This is a genomic window from Lentzea sp. NPDC092896, from assembly GCF_044754905.1.
In the GTDB taxonomy this organism is placed as follows: Bacteria; Actinomycetota; Actinomycetes; order Mycobacteriales; family Pseudonocardiaceae; genus Lentzea.
Window position 1 is genome coordinate 720,192 of sequence record NZ_JBIVPX010000003.1, and the last position, 16,677, is coordinate 736,868.

The 16,677-nt window shown below is 68.1% G+C and carries 16 protein-coding genes; 8 read left to right on the forward strand and 8 right to left on the reverse strand.

Features of this window, described 5'->3' with window-relative positions; all coding sequences use genetic code 11:
• Positions 1-12: 12 nt before the first annotated feature.
• Both ACIQF0_RS19250 and ACIQF0_RS19255 read right to left on the reverse strand, forming a co-directional pair.
• Complete coding sequence (locus ACIQF0_RS19250) at positions 13-702, reverse strand: ComF family protein (protein ID WP_401030983.1); 690 nt, start codon at positions 700-702, stop codon at positions 13-15.
• A 1-nt stretch (position 703) separates the two neighbouring features.
• On the reverse strand, positions 704-1,597 hold the full coding sequence (locus ACIQF0_RS19255; protein ID WP_401030985.1) for a DNA-processing protein DprA: 894 nt from the start codon (positions 1,595-1,597) through the stop codon (positions 704-706).
• Positions 1,598-1,697: 100 nt separating this feature from the next.
• Between ACIQF0_RS19255 and ACIQF0_RS19260 the strand changes: the two genes are divergently transcribed.
• Positions 1,698-2,279 carry a hypothetical protein gene (locus ACIQF0_RS19260; protein ID WP_401030987.1) on the forward strand — a complete coding sequence of 194 codons (582 nt, stop codon included), beginning with the start codon at positions 1,698-1,700 and terminating at the stop codon, positions 2,277-2,279.
• Here ACIQF0_RS19260 and ACIQF0_RS19265 read toward each other — a convergent pair.
• The gene (locus ACIQF0_RS19265; protein WP_401030989.1) at positions 2,228-2,857 is read right to left on the reverse strand and encodes an HAD family hydrolase; all 630 of its coding nucleotides are present in this window, start codon (positions 2,855-2,857) and stop codon (positions 2,228-2,230) included. The two genes, ACIQF0_RS19260 and ACIQF0_RS19265, sit on opposite strands and share 52 nt — an antisense overlap.
• Positions 2,858-2,924: 67 nt before the next feature.
• On the opposite strand from ACIQF0_RS19265, the gene ACIQF0_RS19270 reads away from it, so the two are divergent.
• The 5 genes from ACIQF0_RS19270 to ACIQF0_RS19290 all read left to right on the forward strand — a co-directional run bounded on the left by ACIQF0_RS19270 (position 2,925) and on the right by ACIQF0_RS19290 (position 9,650).
• Complete coding sequence (locus ACIQF0_RS19270) at positions 2,925-4,091, forward strand: MFS transporter (RefSeq protein WP_401030991.1); 1,167 nt, start codon at positions 2,925-2,927, stop codon at positions 4,089-4,091.
• A 57-nt stretch (positions 4,092-4,148) separates the two neighbouring features.
• On the forward strand, positions 4,149-6,182 hold the full coding sequence (locus ACIQF0_RS19275; RefSeq protein WP_401030993.1) for a PhoX family protein: 2,034 nt from the start codon (positions 4,149-4,151) through the stop codon (positions 6,180-6,182).
• Positions 6,183-6,341: 159 nt separating this feature from the next.
• Positions 6,342-8,396, forward strand: coding sequence for a PhoX family protein (locus ACIQF0_RS19280; RefSeq protein ID WP_401031482.1), 2,055 nt, complete (start codon positions 6,342-6,344; stop codon positions 8,394-8,396).
• A 125-nt stretch (positions 8,397-8,521) separates the two neighbouring features.
• Complete coding sequence (locus ACIQF0_RS19285; protein ID WP_401030995.1) at positions 8,522-9,061, forward strand: DUF3455 domain-containing protein; 540 nt, start codon at positions 8,522-8,524, stop codon at positions 9,059-9,061.
• 139 nt (positions 9,062-9,200) lie between these two features.
• Positions 9,201-9,650 carry a DUF3455 domain-containing protein gene (locus tag ACIQF0_RS19290; protein ID WP_401030997.1) on the forward strand — a complete coding sequence of 150 codons (450 nt, stop codon included), beginning with the start codon at positions 9,201-9,203 and terminating at the stop codon, positions 9,648-9,650.
• Here the strand turns inward: ACIQF0_RS19290 and ACIQF0_RS19295 are convergent.
• Positions 9,623-10,798: an MFS transporter gene (locus tag ACIQF0_RS19295; RefSeq protein ID WP_401030999.1), complete on the reverse strand. Its 1,176-nt coding sequence runs from the start codon at positions 10,796-10,798 to the stop codon at positions 9,623-9,625. The two genes, ACIQF0_RS19290 and ACIQF0_RS19295, sit on opposite strands and share 28 nt — an antisense overlap.
• A 12-nt stretch (positions 10,799-10,810) precedes the next feature.
• Here ACIQF0_RS19295 and ACIQF0_RS19300 point away from each other — a divergent pair, with 12 nt between their 5' ends.
• A complete protein-coding gene (locus ACIQF0_RS19300) occupies positions 10,811-11,491 on the forward strand; it encodes an SDR family oxidoreductase (protein ID WP_401031000.1) in 681 nt (226 codons plus the stop codon).
• Between the two features lie 29 nt (positions 11,492-11,520).
• Here the strand turns inward: ACIQF0_RS19300 and ACIQF0_RS19305 are convergent, their stop codons facing one another.
• The gene (locus tag ACIQF0_RS19305; RefSeq protein ID WP_401031002.1) at positions 11,521-12,834 is read right to left on the reverse strand and encodes an amidohydrolase family protein; all 1,314 of its coding nucleotides are present in this window, start codon (positions 12,832-12,834) and stop codon (positions 11,521-11,523) included.
• A 221-nt stretch (positions 12,835-13,055) separates the two neighbouring features.
• Here ACIQF0_RS19305 and ACIQF0_RS19310 point away from each other — a divergent pair, with 221 nt between their 5' ends.
• Positions 13,056-13,262, forward strand: coding sequence for a hypothetical protein (locus ACIQF0_RS19310; RefSeq protein WP_360040405.1), 207 nt, complete (start codon positions 13,056-13,058; stop codon positions 13,260-13,262).
• A gap of 1 nt (position 13,263) precedes the next feature.
• Here the strand turns inward: ACIQF0_RS19310 and ACIQF0_RS19315 are convergent, their stop codons facing one another.
• From ACIQF0_RS19315 to trmB, 3 genes are all read right to left on the reverse strand, one after another.
• Positions 13,264-14,427: a sensor histidine kinase gene (locus ACIQF0_RS19315; protein WP_401031005.1), complete on the reverse strand. Its 1,164-nt coding sequence runs from the start codon at positions 14,425-14,427 to the stop codon at positions 13,264-13,266.
• Positions 14,428-14,727: 300 nt separating this feature from the next.
• Positions 14,728-15,834: a nitric oxide synthase oxygenase gene (locus ACIQF0_RS19320; protein WP_401031007.1), complete on the reverse strand. Its 1,107-nt coding sequence runs from the start codon at positions 15,832-15,834 to the stop codon at positions 14,728-14,730.
• Positions 15,835-15,966: 132 nt separating this feature from the next.
• On the reverse strand, positions 15,967-16,611 hold the full coding sequence (gene trmB / locus ACIQF0_RS19325; RefSeq protein ID WP_401031484.1) for a tRNA (guanosine(46)-N7)-methyltransferase TrmB: 645 nt from the start codon (positions 16,609-16,611) through the stop codon (positions 15,967-15,969).
• Positions 16,612-16,677 lie beyond the last annotated feature (66 nt).

Genomic DNA, 16,677 nt, shown 5'->3' on the forward strand with positions numbered 1-16,677 from the left:
CCGCCACGCTAGTCAGCTCCCCAGGCAGACAGCGCAGACTTCCCAGTCGAACGTGCCGCGCGATCCCGCATCGACTCGCCGCCCGATCACGAGGCCGACGACTCGCGCTGCTCCGGCGCGCTTGAGGGCGATGGCCGATGACTGGAGGCTGGCACCGGACGTCCACTGGTCGTCGATCAGCAGAATCCGCCTGTCTCCGACATCGGCGTGGACGACGTACTCGTCCGGCCGCAGCAGCCGGGAGTTGTCGCCGGAAGTGCTGAGCACCTCGGCGAAGTCCGCACGGGTGCTGCCAAGCCGTCGTCCGAGAATGTCGACGAGCGGATGGCCGTCTGCCCGTTGCCTCGTGCTCGGAACGACCGTCACTACGTCGAACTCGCCAAGGCACCGTCGGTGTCCGGCGAGGAAGGTCGCGAGGACGCCGGCGAGTTCGTTGGTGAACTGCTTCCGCACGCCTGGGAACCTGTTGTTCTTGTAGTTCCCCAGCACGTGGACCAGCTGGCCGTCGTCCACCGCCATCGAGATCGGCACGACCTCGTCGGCCAGTTCGGCGCCGTGAGACTGGAAGTGCTGGTTGCACTGCCAGCATCGGGGATAGCCATCGGTGGTCCTGCGGCAGACCCCGCACACGTTCGGCCCACGCGCTGGTGGCGGAACGAGGATGTTGAGGTAGCTCTCGGAGATGCGGTTGAGCGGGCTCACGTCAGAGGTCGATCAGGTCCGGGACTCCGGCGCGCAACTCGTCCAGCACGCGCAGCAGGTGATCGGGACCTTCCAGGACAGTCGTGTTCGGTCGCTCGGACATCTCGCTGCCCCAGGTCGTGCCGGACACGACCTCGGGCAACAGGAAGACGTGCCTGCCGTGCTCCAGCGCGAGCCGTGCCTGGATCCGGGTGCCGCTGTGTTCGCCCGCCTCGACGACGACGGTCGCGACGCTGCAGCCGCTCATCACGGCGTTGCGCATCGGGAAGTGGTGTTTGGCTGGACCGGCGTCCGGCCAGAACTGCGACAGCACGGCTCCCGTCCTGGCGATCTCCTGCAGGAGGTCGGTGTTCTCCGCCGGGTAGCAGCGGCGCAGGCCGGTGCCGACCACTGACACCGTCCGGCCTCCGGCGTCCACAACGGCTCGATGCGCGGCCGTGTCGATTCCGGCCGCGAGGCCGCTGAAGACCGTGATGTCGTGCTTGGTCAGTGTTGTCGCGATCTCGCGTGTGATGTGGAGTCCTCGCGCGCTCGCGTGCCTGCTGCCGACGACGGCGACGCCGAACTGGTCGGCGGGGTCGAGGAAACCCTTGCAGGTCAGGAAAGGCGGCCGCTGATGCACCATGAGCAACTGGACCGGGTACTGCTCGTCCAGCACGGTGACGAGGTGAATGCCCTCGTCCTCCCAGGACTCGATCTCCTTCTCGACCAGTTCCAGGCGGCCTGCCACGTCGGGAGCGATGTGGTCCAGTGTCGGCTGGTCGGGGGTGAGCAGCGACTCCAGTGCGGACAGGGCGGATCCCGCGTCCTCCACGGCGCTCGTGACGTCGGCCCAGCCGCGCTCGCTGTCGCGCAGTGCGAGCAGGAACGCCGCCTGTTCACGCCGGTTCACCACTGCCACATCCTATCGAACACAGGTTCGACTTGCTCGGTCGAATCGCCTGAAAGTGGGCGAGTCTAGCGGGGAAAGCAGTGATCACCGCTAGGTTCGGCCGGTGCGCACGCTGCTCGTCGCCCTCCCCGGCCTGATCCTCGCCGGCATCGGCCTGACCCACCCGCACCACCTCGACGCGTCGACCGCGCAGTGGTGGCAGAACATGCACATCATCCTGGCGGTGATCTTCCCGCTGCTCGGTGCGGCGCAATGGGTCCTGCTCGACGACAGCCCGAAGTACGTCCGCTACCCGGCTCGCGCGGCCACCTTCGGGTACGTCGTCTTCTACGGCGCGCTGGACGCGTTGGCGGGTATCGGCGGCGGTGCGATGACGCTGGCGAACGGCGGCCGCACCGCCGCCGACGAGCCGTTGTTCAAGATCGGTAACCAGCTCGGGACCGTGGGCGCGTGGTGCTTCTTCGCGGCCAGCCTCGCGATCGTGGTGTGCGCGGTGCTCAAGGCCAGGCTCAAAGCCCTGCCGGGGGCGGTCTTCCTGCTGGTCGGCAGCTACCTGTTCCTCAGCAGCCACATCTACTGGCCGAAGGGCGTCATCGCCTGCACGTGCATCGCGATCGGCATGGCCGCGATCAGTTACGCCAGCGCGTCCGGCAGGTCGGCGATCGAGGACAGCACCCGCACCTGAGCCAGCACGTCCTCGGCGGGTGGGAAGTGCGGGTTCGGCACGGCCAGCACGGTCATGCCCGCCGCCAGAGCCGCCTTCAAGCCGTTGGTCGAGTCCTCGACGGCGTAACAGGAAGCCGGAGAAACGCCCAGTTGCGCGGCGGCCGCGAGGTACACGTCCGGTGACGGCTTCCCGGCGGCGCACGATTCCGACGACACCGCGACGGGCACCGGCAGGCCGGTCACCTCCAGGAACACCTTGATCAGCACGGCCGGAGCCGAGGACGCGATCGCGACCGGGAAGCGGGACGCCACCGCGCGAACGGCGTCGACAGCGCCCGGAATCACCGGCAGGTGTGCGGCGTAGGCCTTCTCCATCTCGGCGACCACGCCGGCGGACGTCTCCGCGGCGGTCAGCCGCACGCCCACGTCCGACACCAGGTACGCGGCCCACTCGGGCGTCGACATCCCCTGCATGGCACGGGTGGCGGCCGGGGTCCACGTGCCGCCGTGCGCGGCGGCGAACGCCTGGCGCACCTCGTCCCACACCTGCTCGGAGTCGATCAGCACGCCGTCGAGGTCGAAGATCACCGCATCCACGCCGAGAACCGTACCTTGTGGGCCACGATACTTCGCTATGCTAAGCAAAATCGGTTAGGATAGCTAAGTGAATTTCAAAGCTCAGCCCAAGCAGGTGTGGATCACGGCGTTCGCCGCGGTCATCGCCTTCATGGGGATCGGGCTCGTGGACCCGATCCTGTTGTCCATCGCGGAGGGTCTGCACGCAACACCCGCGCAGGTCACCCTCCTCTTCTCCTCCTACCTCGGTGTTCAGGTCGTGGCGATGCTCTTCACGGGCGCCGCGACGGCGAGGTTCGGGGCCAAGCGCACGCTCGTCGGCGGGCTCGCGCTGATCGTCGTCGCCACGCTGGCGTGCTCGGCGGCAGGGAGCATCGGCCAGCTCGTGGGACTGCGGGCCGTGTGGGGGCTCGGCAACGCGTTCTTCATCGCCACCGCGCTCAGCGTCATCGTCGGCGCGGCCAGTGGCGGGCAGAAGGCCGCGATCCTGCTCTACGAAGCCGCGCTCGGCCTCGGTCTGAGCGTCGGGCCGCTGCTCGGCGCGTTGCTCGGCAGCTTCTCGTGGCGCGGGCCGTTCCTCGGCACCGCGGTTCTCATGGCCGTCGCGTTGATCCTTTGTGCAACGTTCCTGGCCAGGGACTCGCACCTGGAACGTCCGAAGATCGGCCTGCTCGACCCGCTCAAGGCCCTCAGGAACCCGGTCCTGCTGCGCACCTCGGTCGGAGCGGCGCTCTACACGGCCGCGTTCTTCACGGTTCTGGCCTGGTCGCCGTTCGTCCTGCGCTGGGGCGCCGTCGAGATCGGACTGATCTTCTTCGGCTGGGGCGTGTGCGTCGCGGTCTCGAGCGTCTTCCTCGCGCCACGGCTAGCGGACCGCGTCGGCGAGAAGGCGGCGATCATCGGGTCGGTCCTCGCGTTCGCCGTGCTCATGCTGCTGATGGCGGTGCCGAGCAAGCCGTTGCTGGTGGTCGCCGTGGTCATCTCCGGCCTGGTCAGCGGCCTGCTGAACACCCTGTTCACCGGAACCGCGATGAGCGTCAGCGACGCGCCGAGGCCGGTCGCGAGCGCCGGGTACAACTTCCTGCGCTGGCTCGGCGGCGCGCTGGCGGCGACGTTCGTGAGCCACCTCGCTCAGCCGTTCGTCGTGGCGGCGGTGCTGTGCGGAGTCGCCGCTGTGCTGCTGGCGTTCAACCGTACTGATACGCACGAGGTACCTACGGAAGTCGTGATCGCGAGCGAGCAGCTAGTGGGTTAACAAAAGGTGAACTACGGTCGGTCGCGGTTCCCGCACCGACCGTAGGAGGCCACCACCATGATCCCCCTGCCGCTCGTCAACCATCGCGTCGGCAGAGCAGCGGTGACATGTGAGTACCGCTGTGGCGACGCCTGCTTCCACGAGGTCCCGAACACCTCGGACAACACCTACTTCGGCGACCTGGTCAGCCGGCGGACCGCCCTCAAAGCCGGTGCCGTCGTCGCAGCAGCCGCCACCGTCTCGCTGCCGGCCACCGCCGCCGCCGCTCCCGACACCGCCGCCGCGCCCGAGTCCCAGGGCCGCCCACCCAGGGGACTCGACTTCAAGCCCGTCGAGGTCAACACCAAGGACGAGGTCGTCATCCCCGAGGGGTACGAGCAGGGGATCGTGATCCGCTGGGGCGATCCGCTCTTCCCCGGCGTTCCCGAGTTCGACTTCGACAACCAGACCGCCGCGAAGCAGGAGAAGCAGTTCGGCTTCAACTGCGACTTCGCCGCGATCCTGCCGCTGGACCCGTTGGAACTGACCGGGATCATGGTCACCAACCACGAGTACACCAGCGAGCCGTTCATGTTCCGCGGCTACGACGCGAACAACCCCACCGAGGAACAGGCGAAGATCGCGTGGGCCGCGCACGGCCTCTCGGTGTTCATGATCAAGCGCTCGCTGTTCTCCGGCCACTACCGGCCGCGCTTCAGCAAGTACAACCGCCGCATCACCCTGAACACGGCGTTCGAGGTGCGCGGTCCTGCCGCGGGCAGCGACCTGCTCAAGACGTCCGTCGACCCGTCGGGCAAGAAGGTCTTCGGCACGATCAACAACTGCTCCGGCGGCGTCACGCCGTGGGGCACGATCCTGTCCGGCGAGGAGAACTTCAACCAGTACTTCGCGAACGCCGCCGGCCGCAACGACCCGAGGCTGACCCGCTACGGCGTCACCGGCACGGCGACCACGCGCAAGTGGGAGCGCTTCGACAAGCGCTGGGACCTCGCCCAGGAACCCAACGAGGTCAACAGGTTCGGCTGGGTCATCGAGCTCGACCCCCACGACCCGGACTCCACGCCGATCAAGCACACGCACCTCGGCCGGTTCAAGCACGAGACCGCGAACATCCGCGTCGCCGACGACGGCCGCGTCGTCGCGTACTCCGGTGACGACGAGCGGTTCGAGTACATCTACAAGTTCATCTCCAACGGCAAGATGAAGCACGGCAACAGCAAAGCCGCGCGCCGCCACAACATGACGCTGCTCGACGACGGCACGCTGTATGTCGGGAAGTTCAAGGGCGACAGCCCCGTGTCCGAGATCGACGGCACCGGAAAGCTGCCCAGCGACGGCAAGTTCGACGGCACGGGTGAGTGGATTCCGCTGGCCGCGGGCAAGAAGTCCTTCGTGCCCGGCATGACCGCCGAGGAGGTGTACGTCTTCACGCGCATCGCGGCGGACAAGGTCGGCGCGACGAAGATGGACCGCCCGGAGGACATCCAGTGCCACCCGCGCACCGGCGCGGTCTACTGCGCTTTGAGCAACAACGTCGAACGTGGTGTCACGGCGGGCAAGGAAGGCGCGACCGAACCGAACCCGCGCGTCAACAACCGCCACGGCCAGGTCATCGAGATCGTCGAACGCCGCAACGACGCGCTCGCGCTGACGTTCAACTGGGACCTGTTCCTGGTCTGCGGCTTCCCGGAGGACCCGAACACGTACTTCGGCGGCTACGACAAGTCGCAGGTCAGCCCGATCTCCAGTCCGGACAACGTCGCGTTCGACCGGCACGGCAACCTGTGGATCTCCACGGACGCCGACGGCAAGCTCGACGGGCTCAACGACGGCCTCTACGGCGTGCCGCTGGAAGGGCCGGAACGCGGGCACCTCAAGCTGTTCCTCACGGTGCCGCGCGGTGGTGAGACCTGCGGTCCGGTGATCGGCGAGCGGGTGATCACGGTGTGCGTGCAGCACCCCGGCGAGGTGGACGGCGCCAGTGCCGACAAGCCCGCCTCGAACTGGCCGGACCGGGGTACCGCGAGGCCTCGTCCGTCGGTCGTCGCGGTGTGGCGCAAGGGTCGTCGTCAGCTGGGTGAAATCGGTTGATCACCCTGAGTGCTGTGATCGTTCGGGAGTAGTACGAGTTCGCCTGCCGTTCACCTTCTGGACGGCAGGCGATCTCGTTGGGCTCTTAGGTTCGGCCAGTTCCCACACTGACCGATCTCGGAGGCCTGCGTGTCCTCACCCACCGATCGGGGCCGCCGCATGCTGCCCCTGCTCCCGACGAACCACCCGCTCGGACGTCAGGCCGTCACCTGCGAGTTCCGCTGCGGCAACGCTTGTGCGCACGAGGCGCCCAACTCGTCCGCCAACGCGTACTTCGGCGACGTCGTCAAGGAGGTCGTGAGCCGGCGCGGCATGCTGAAGGCAGGTGCGGTCGTCGCGGCCGCCGGTGCCGGCGCGCTCGCGTTCTCCGGTTCGGCCGCGGCAGCCCCGGTGAACGTCGACCTCGACCTCGGTCGCGGCGGCAACGACGGTCTGAACTTCGAGCCGGTGGCGCCCAACACCCTCGACCAGATCACCATCCCCCAGGGGTTCCAGCAGGACGTCGTCATCCGCTGGGGTGACGGGGTGCTGGACGACGCGCCGAAGTTCGACTTCGACAACCAGACGCCCGAGGCACAGGCCAAGCAGTTCGGTTTCAACAACGACTTCTGCGGTCTCGTCCCGGTGCCGGGCTACCACGACAGCTGGCTCATGGTGAGCAACCACGAGTACACGACCGAGTCGTTCATGTTCAAGGACTGGACGCCGACCACCATCACCGAGAAGCACGCCAAGATCGCGTGGGCCGCGCACGGCCTGTCGGTCGTGATGGTCGACCGCGACCCCCGCACGGGCAAGCTCTTCGTCTGCCCGGACGACAAGAAGAAGTACAACCGCCGGATCACGCTGACCACGCCGTTCGAGGTGAAGGGCCCGGCCGCCGGTTCGAAGTTCCTCAAGACCTCGGCCGACCCGACGGGCAAGAAGGTTCTGGGCACGCAGAACAACTGCTCCGGCGGCGTCACGCCGTGGGGCACGATCCTGTCCGGCGAGGAGAACTTCAACCAGTACTTCGCCAACGCGAGCCTGGTCACCGACCCGGACACGAAGGCCAAGTTCGCCCGCTACGGCATCAGCGGCGGCGCGTCGCTGCGCCAGTGGGAGAAGTTCGACAAGCGCTTCGACCTGGCCCAGGAACCCAACGAGGCCAACCGCTTCGGCTGGATCGTCGAGATCGACCCGCTCGACAAGACGTCGACGCCGGTCAAGCACACCGCGCTCGGCCGCTTCAAGCACGAGGGCGCGAACGTCATCGTCGCCAAGGACGGCCGTGTGGTCGCGTACATGGGCGACGACGAGCGCTTCGACTACATGTACAAGTTCGTCACGGACGAGAAGATGCAGAAGGGCGACTCGAAGCGCGCCCGCGAGCACAACAAGCAGTTGCTGGACAAGGGAACGCTGTACGTCGCGCGCTTCACCGGCGACAGCCCGGCCGCCGAGATCGACGGCCTCGGCACGCTGCCGCAGGACGGCGAGTTCGACGGCTCCGGCGAGTGGATCGCGTTGGCGCACAACGACAAGTCGTTCGTGCCCGGCTTCACCGCGGAAGAGGTCTACGTCTTCACGCGCCTGGCCGCGGACAAGATGGGCGCCACGAAGATGGACCGCCCGGAGGACGTCGAGCCCTCGACGCACAACCGCCGGATCTACGCCGCGCTGACCAACAACACCGACCGCGGCAAGGCGGGCAAGGAAGGCCCGACCGAGATCAACCCGCGCAACGGCAACAAGCACGGCCACGTCCTGGAGATCGAGGAGCGCCGCAGCGACAACACCGCGCTGGCGTTCTCGTGGAAGCTGCTGCTGCTCTGCGGCGACCCCAAGGACCCCGGCACGTACTTCGGCGGCTTCGACAAGTCGCAGGTCAGTCCGATCTCGTGCCCGGACAACGTCGCGTTCGACACGCACGGCAACCTGTGGATCTCCACGGACGGCAACGCCCTGGGCTCCAACGACGGCCTGTTCGCGCTGCCCGTCGCCGGCAAGCGCCGCGGCTTCGTGAAGCAGTTCCTCACGGTGCCCAAGGGTGCGGAGACCTGCGGTCCCGTCGTCACCGAGGACTTCGTGCTGGTGTCCGTGCAGCACCCCGGCGAGATCGACGGCGCCTCGGCGAACAACCCGCTGTCGCACTGGCCGGACGGTGGCACCTCGCAGCCGCGTCCGTCCGTCGCGGTGGTGTGGCGCAAGGACCGCAGGAAGATCTGCGACTGATCGTGTGGTCCGGCTCACTCTGATCTTGTGAACCGGTGCGGCCGCCCGTCCGTGTGATGGGTGGCTGCACCGCGGACAGCCGAAATCGGGAAAGTCCACTTTGGCTGTCCACTTTGGAGTGAATCGTGAATGTTCGTCTTCTCGTTGGTGCTGCTGCTCTTCTGGGTCTTGCTGCGTGTGGCACCCCCACCGCCGGCACCGCGACCCCCACTCCCGTCGCTCAGGCCGAGGACGCGCCCGTCGCGGCAGCCGTCCAGGTCCCGGCAGGCCAGAAGCTGGTCGGCGAATACCAGGCCACGGGCGTCCAGACGTACTCGTGCACTGGCAACGCGTGGAAGGGTCTAGAGCCCACCGCGACCCTCGTGGACAAGAACGACAAGCCGATCATCATCCACTCCCGCGGCCCCGTCTGGATCTCCACCGTGGACGGCAGCGCGGTCGAGGCGACCCCCGTCGACGGTGCCAAGAACGACATCAAGGGCGCCGTGCCCGAGCTCCTGCTCAAGACCAAGACCGCTCGCGGCGACGGCCTGTTCGGCAAGGTCACCTACGTTCAGCGCCTCGCGACCGAGGGCGGCGTCGCTCCGGCCGGTGGTTGCACGGCCGGTGCGCAGACCTCCGTTCCGTACAAGGCGCTCTACACCTTCTACGCGCCCGCCAACTGAGACGGTACTGAACCGGTCCGGTTTTCGGTCCGTACGACGTGGAGTGATGAAACGTGCTGGCTTAGTCCTGGTCTCATCAACTCTTCTGGGCATCCTCGCAGGAGGTGTCGGCTCCACCGCGGCGCCGACCCCGGAATCCATGAGCGGCGGAGCTGAGGCGAGGGTCGCACCCGCCGTTCAGGTCCCGGCCGGGAACAAGATCGTCGAAAAGTTCTACGCCAAGGGCGTGCAGACCTACACCTGCACGGCCGGAGCGTGGAAGAGCCTGGAACCCGCCGCGACGCTGGCGGACCGGCTCGGCAGGGCGGTCGCGCTGCACTCGCGCGGCCCGATCTGGGTCTCCACCGTCGACGGCAGCGCGGTCGAGGCCGCCCCGGTCGACGGAGCCCGCAACGAGGTTCCGGGAGCCGTTCCGGAACTGCTGCTGAAGGCCAAGTCCACCAGGGGCGAAGGAACGTTCGCCGGCGTCAGCTACGTGCAGCGGCTCAACACCAAGGGCGGCGTCGCACCCGCCGGGAGCTGCACCGAAGGCGCCCAGACCTCTGTCCGCTACGAAGCCCTCTACACCTTCTCCGTACCCGCCCTCTGAACGAGCGCGACCACCGCTGCGGTGATCATCGTGATGCCGACGACCCAGAGGCCCGTCTTCTGGGTACCGGTGATGTCACGCAGCCAACCGGTCACGTAGGGCGCCACGAAACCGCTCAGGTTGCCCAGTGAGTTGATCAACGCAATTCCACCCGCCGCAGCCGCACCGCCCAGGAAGCTCGTGGGAAGCGCCCAGAACGTGGGCAGTGCGGCGCAGACACCGATCGCGCAGACCGAGACCGCCACCATCGCCGCGATGGGGTTCTCCAGGTAGAGCGCGACAGGGATCGCTGCTCCACCCAGCAACATCGGCGCGGCGACGTGCCACTTCCGTTCTCCGGTGCGGTCGCCGTGCCTGGCCCACAGGACCATGGCGACCGCGCCGAGGACGTACGGAATCGCGTTGATCAGCCCGCGCTCGACCACACCCGCCCCCGGCGCCAGTCCCTTGATGATCGTCGGCAGGAAGAACCCCAGCGTGTACAGCCCGTACACGATCCCGAAGTACACGAAGCTCAACGCCAGGATCCGGGGATGGGTGAGGGCCTTCTTCAACGGCCAGTGCTCTTCCTCCGGCTGCTCGACGGCCTCCTCCGGCTTGTCCGGCAGCCAGAACCACGTCACGAACGCCAGCGCGATCGCCGGCAGTCCCTCGATGAGGAACATCGTGCGCCAGTCCGTCCACTGGATCAGCAACCCGCTGAACGTGGCCCCGAGCGCCGTCGAGATCGGGATCGCCACCATGAACAACGCGACGATCCGCGCCCGGTCCTTCTGCGGGTACCAGTAGGTCAGGTACAGGATGATCCCCGGGAAGAACCCGGCCTCCGCCACGCCCAGCAGGAACCGCAGCACGATCAGCACGGTCCCGTTGGGCACGAACGCCATCGCCGTGGCGACGATCCCCCAGCTGATCATGATCCGGGCGATCCACCTGCGTGCCCCGAACCGGTGCAGCGCCAGGTTGCTCGGCACTTCGAGCAGCAGGTACCCGATGAAGAACACCCCGGACGCGAACCCGAACACGGTGGCCGAGAGCTTGAGCTCCTCCGACATCCCGTTGGGCCCGGCGAACCCGATGTTGACCCGGTCGAGGTAGTTGATGAAGTAGAGCAGGCAGAGGTACGGCAGGATCAACTTCCTGGGCACTATGGTCCCCCCATGACTGATCGTCCGGTCGCCCTCGTCACCGGGGCATCCAGCGGAATCGGCTCGGCCATCGCCAGAAGTCTGGCCCCAACTCACGATCTCCTGCTAGGCGGACGAGACGAAACATCGCTCTCGGTGCTCGCCGCGGAACTCCCCGGAGCGCAGGCCTGGCCCTTCGACCTGACGAACGTGGCCTCCTCGGACCTGGGCAGCGTCTCGCGCCTGGACGTGCTCGTCCACAGCGCGGGCATCGCCGTGCTCGGCCCGTTGGCCGACGCGACCCAGGCCGACTGGCGGAAGACCTTCGACGTCAACGTCTTCGCGGTCGCCGAACTGACCAACCTGCTGCTGCCGCAGCTGCGCACCGCAGGCGGCCACGTCGTCCTGATCAACTCGGGCGCCGGCCTGAACGCCAACCCGGGCTGGGGCGTCTACGCGGCGTCGAAGTTCGCCCTGCGCGCCTACGCCGACGCGCTGCGCGGCGACGAGCCGGCGTTGCGCGTGACCTCGGTGTACCCCGGCCGGACCGCCACGCCGATGCAGGAGGACGTGCGCCGCCAGGAGGGCGGCGACTACGACCCCTCGCAGTACATCGACCCGGCCTCGGTGGGGCGGGCGGTGGCGTCAGCCGTGCTGGCGACGCCCGACGCCCACATCACCGAGATCAACGTGCGGTCTCGGCCACGCCGCTAGTTGTCCACAGGCTTGTCAACAGCCTGTGGCTAGAGGTTGACGCTCCGCAGTCGCCGCGCCACCGCGGCGACTCCGGCCTGAGCCTCGTGCCGATCCACCCGCGTCGACTCCCCACCGGCGACCACGTGGTCGCCGGCGACCCACACGTCGGTGACCCGGCGCGACCCGGACCCCCACACCAGGTTCGCCAGCACCTGCGCGTCCGGCGCGTCCAGCCCGGTCGCGAAGGCGGGGTCGTCGGCGGCGACGTGCACGACGTCGCCCCAGCGCCCGGCCTCCAGTGCGCCGATGTCGTCGCGTCCCAGCGCGTCGGCACCGCCCCGAGTGGCCATCAGCAACGCCTGCGCCGCCCCGAGCACGGTGGCGTCCATCTTCGAGACGCGCGCCAGGAGCCCGGCCAGCCGCGCTTCCTCCAGCAGGTCCAGGTCGTCGTTGGACGCGGGCCCGTCCGTTCCCAGCCCGACCGACACGCCCGCGGCCAGCAGTTCCGGCACGCGCGCGATCCCCGAAGCGAGCTTCGTGTTGGAGCCGGGGCAGTGCGCGACGCCGACGCCGTGCGCCGCGTACAGCGCGATGTCCTCGTCGGACAGGTGCACGGAGTGCGCGGACAGCACGCGCCCGCCCAGCACGTCCGAAGCCTTCATCAGGGCCGGCACGGAACCGAATTCGGCGCGGGCGGCCTCGTCCTCGAACGGCGACTCGGCCACGTGGACCATGAACAGCGCGCCACGGGCTCGCGCCTCGACAGCGATCGCCGTCAGCTGCGGAGCCGACAGCGTGTAGGCGGAGTGCGGCCCGTAGGCCAGCTCGACCCGCTCGCCAGGCCCGAACCGCAGTCCGTCGGAGTCGATCCACGACGAGATCTCGTCGGTCTGCGACTTCCAGTCCATCCCCGGCACGTCGAGGATCGCCCCGCCGAACACCACCCGCGACCCGGCGGCCAGCACCGAAGAAGTCAGCTCCGGCCCGTGGAAGTACATCTCGGTGGAGGTGGTGACGCCGTGCCGGAGCATCTCGACGGCGCCGAGCAGCATGCCGGTGCCGACGTCGGCGGCGGTCATCTGCGCCTCGTTCGGCCACATGGCCTCCTGCAGCCACCGCAGCAGCGGCAGGTCCGAACCCAGGCCGCGGAGCACCGTCATCGGGCTGTGCGCGTGGGTGTTGACCAGGCCGGGCATCAGGATTCCGGAGAGCGATCGCACCTCGCCGTCGAAGGCGGGGGCATCGGCGATGGCACCCACGTAGGTGATCCGGCCGTCGACGACGTCCACGACGGCGTCGCGCAACACGGCGCAGGACGGGTCGCAGGGCAGGACCACCGGGGCGTGCAGACGCAGTGACATGCGGAGAATCCTGCCATTGTGATGCCAGTCACATGCATGCATACATCCGGACGGGATGGGAATCCCCGTTCTGTCGGGCGCGGGCCGACCCCCAGGGTCCGCCCCGGCCTAAAACTTCTCCCCAACCAAGGGGCCCGTTGCGCGTGATGCGACGGGCCCTTTGTGCATCCAGAGCAACCACAGGTAGGACAGGGGCGTCTCAAGATCATGTCGAAGAAGCCGTGCACGACCAGTGGATCGTTTCGCCGCGCGCAGAAGCCCTCGACCCCCAAGCCGCCGACCCGGCGCTGAGTTGGCATGATCACACTCCACGGTACGGGCGTGATCATGCGGAGGCATCAGTGGCCGACATCGACCCTCAGAACGACGACCAGCTCAGCGATGTCGAGATGACTCAGGAGTTCGAAGTCATCCGCGACGACATGTGAGCTAGGAGATCGGCAGCTCGGCGCGGACCGTCCACCCGGTTGGTTCGCGTCGGCCTGCGGAGAACGTGCCACCCAGCAGTTCCGTGCGCTCGCGCATGCCGACGAGCCCGTAGCCTCCCGATCCGCCGACGGGCACACCGGAGGCGACGCCGTCGTCGAGGACCGCCAGGTGCAGCACACCATCGCTCGAGGACAGTGCGACGTCCACTGAGGACACCGCGGAAGCGTGTTTCTGAGTGTTCGTCAGCGATTCCTGCACCAGCCGCAGCACCGAGCGGGCCAGCTCCTGCGGCACCGCGTCCTGCAGGTCGAACGAGAGCCGTACCGGCAGCTCGGATTCCGCGGCCAGCGAGCGCACGTCGTCCACCAGTGACGAGGACGCGGCCGGTCCGGACGACTCGCCGTCCCGCAACGTTCCCACCAGCCGCCGCATCGCGGTCAGTGCCTCGTAGCCGGACGCCTCGATGGTCGGCAGCACCTGTTCCGCGGCCTCGCGGTTGAGCTGGCCTGCCTGCGCGTGCACGACGATCGCCGTCACGTAGTGCGCCACCACGTCGTGCAGTTCGCGGGCGAGCGCCATCCGTTCGGAGTTCTGGGCCGCCGCAACGGAAGCCGCGAGCTGCGACGCGCGTTCGCTGTCCCTGGCCCGGAAGTACAGCCCCGTCCCCAGCGCGAGGACGAGCAGCACGCCCGCCGCGATCCCGAAGTTCCACGCGTCCGGGCTCCACTCGCCGTACTCGCGTGGTGCCACGATCGGCCATCCCATGACCTCCGCGAACGCCATGGCCGCGAGCACCACCACGGTCCCCAGCACGGCTTTCCCGCGAGATGCGTCCCGCACGAGGGTCGCGATGGTGGCCATCGCCGCGCCGGTCATCGAGATGCCCGCGCCGCTCCAGAAGAGGTGCGGCTCGATCGCCACACCGAGCAGCCGCATGTAAACGGCCACGCACGCGATGGCGAACGCCAGAGCGAGGGCGGCGTCGAAAGGTCTGCGCGGCGCGAGCACCGCGATCACGCAGATCACCGCGATCCCCGGTATCTGCCACCAACCGAGATCGGTCGAGATCGCACCCAGCTCGGCGACTGCGATCGCGGCCAGTGAGAGCGCCAGCGGCCACTGACGCTTGGCGAGCAGCCGCCAGTTCAAGTCCGTGCTCTCCACCCGAGCAACAGTAGGGCCGAAAGTGCGACCCCGCGTCCGACCGGGGGCTACCCCGGCATCAGCCAGAAGGCTGAGAGGGCGACCTGCGGAAATACCCTCACGGCGGATGTCAGATCACACGCCGGTCACGGACTCTGGAGGAGCGAAAGTCGGGGAAACGGAGGACGCCATGTTGTCAGTTGTGTTCACTTGGGCCGCCGCGGTGGTCGGCCTGTTGGTCCTTGCGCTGATGGCTCTCTCAGGCGTGATGATCGACTCGAAGCACTAGGTCTTCCCGGCAACCAGCGTGTGATGGGGAAGTCAGACGCTGGTCAGGGAGTGTTGCTGGCGGAGCAGTTCCGCCAGCCTGCTCGTCGGCTGAGGCCGGGTCTCGTCCAACGCGGCCGTGAAGCGCGCCGGAGAACCGTTCCGTGCGCGCGCCGCGGCCGCGGTGTCCAACCGGAACGCGGGACGTGCGGCAGACGGGCGTTGGCGGGAGCGCAGCCAAGCGAGACGGTGCAACGCTTCCGCGTGGTGGTCCGTGATGGTGACGGCCGCCTTGTCGAACGAGTGCAGCACTGCCGCGTTCAGGTGAACGGTCGCGAAGTCCCGCCACAGCGTGCGTTCGGACGAGGTGTCCAAACCCAACGCATCGGCAACCTCACGCGCCACACCGTAAGCACCTTCCTCAGCCAGTGACCGCGTGCCGATCTCGGCGCCGACGAACCACGAGTTGAACGGTGCGGCGGGGTAGTGCACGCCACCGATCGACAGCCGCATGTTCGCGATGACCGGAACCGCGTGCCAGCGCAGCCCCATCTCGCCGAACCACGGCAGAGTCGGGTGCTCCAAAGGAACTTCGTGCACGATCTCGGACGGCAGCGTGAACAGCCGCGGTCCCTCGTGCTGGGTCTCCACCACCAACGGCAGCAGGTCGAAGCGTGAGCGCCGCACCGGTGGCCGCCAGCCCATGCCCTGCATGGTCTCGGTGAACCCGGCGTACCGGCGGTCCCCCATGCCGTCGGAGTACCCGGCGTAGCGGATCAACTGCTCGTTCCAGATCACCGGCCCTGGCGAACCGGGCGCGTCCGGCGCGAAAACCGTTACCAGCGGCCGAATTTCACCGCCGTTGGTCGCCAGCCGAAGATGTTCGACGCATTCGCCGGCGACGGCGGCCGCGTTGCGATAGCCGCGCAGATCGCGGACTTTCAGCCGGCGCCACGGCACACCTGAGGTGCACCAGCCGGAATCTCGCAACGCGATCCGCGCGCCGTACGCGAGCTCGTTGGTGGTGTGGCGGTAGGTTCCGGTCTCGGTGATCTCGGCGCGCACCTGGGCGATGCGGGCGGTCAGCGAGCCTGCGTCGGAGTGCGCCGCGTGGTACATGCGGACGAACTCCTCCGCGACGGGGAGGACGTCGGGGGTCACGCAGCGAGACGCTAAGGCCGGAACAGCCTCACGCGTCACTGCCACTCGGGGCATTTCGGGTGATCAACACCCGCCACTCCAACGAGTGAAGGCTAGACCCAGGGTGTTCACTCGATCGGCTTGAGACCTCGATCAGGTGAGGTCGTTCCGCCGGAACATCAGGTCGTGCGAGACCCGATCTTCGTTGACGGCCCGCTGCTCGAACTTCGTGACGGGCCGCCAGTCAGGCCGCGGCGCCCAGCCGTCGTACACGTTGGTCAGCAGCCGCTCGCCGGAGCAGACCTCCAGCATCTGGTCCGCGTAGTGCTCCCAGTCCGTCGCGAGGTGCAGCACGCCACCCGGCTCCAGCCGCGACGCCAGCAGCGCCACGAACTCCGGCTGCACGAGCCGGCGCTTGTGGTGCTTCTTCTTCGGCCACGGGTCCGGGAAGAAGATCCGCACGCCGTGCAACGACGCGGGCGCGATGTGGTCGGTCAGCAGGTCGACGGCGTCACCGCGCAGCACGCGCAGGTTGTCGAGCCCGCCGAGGTGCTCGCCGCGCAGCAGCAACTGGGCCAGGCCCGGCTTGTAGACCTCGACGGCGACGTAGTTGAGCTCGGGCGCGGCGGCCACGAGCTGCGAGGTGGTCTCGCCCATGCCGGACCCGATCTCCAGCAGCACGGGCGCGGAGCGGCCGAACCAGGAGTCGAAGTCCAGCGGCCCCTCGGGCAACGACTTCACGTCGTTGCCCATCTTCTCCCAGTACGTGTCCCAGGCACGCTCCTGTCCCACGGTCATGCGCTCGCCGCGCTGGACGAAGCTGACGATGGAACGGGGGAACTCAGGCCTGGTCACGACCGGAGA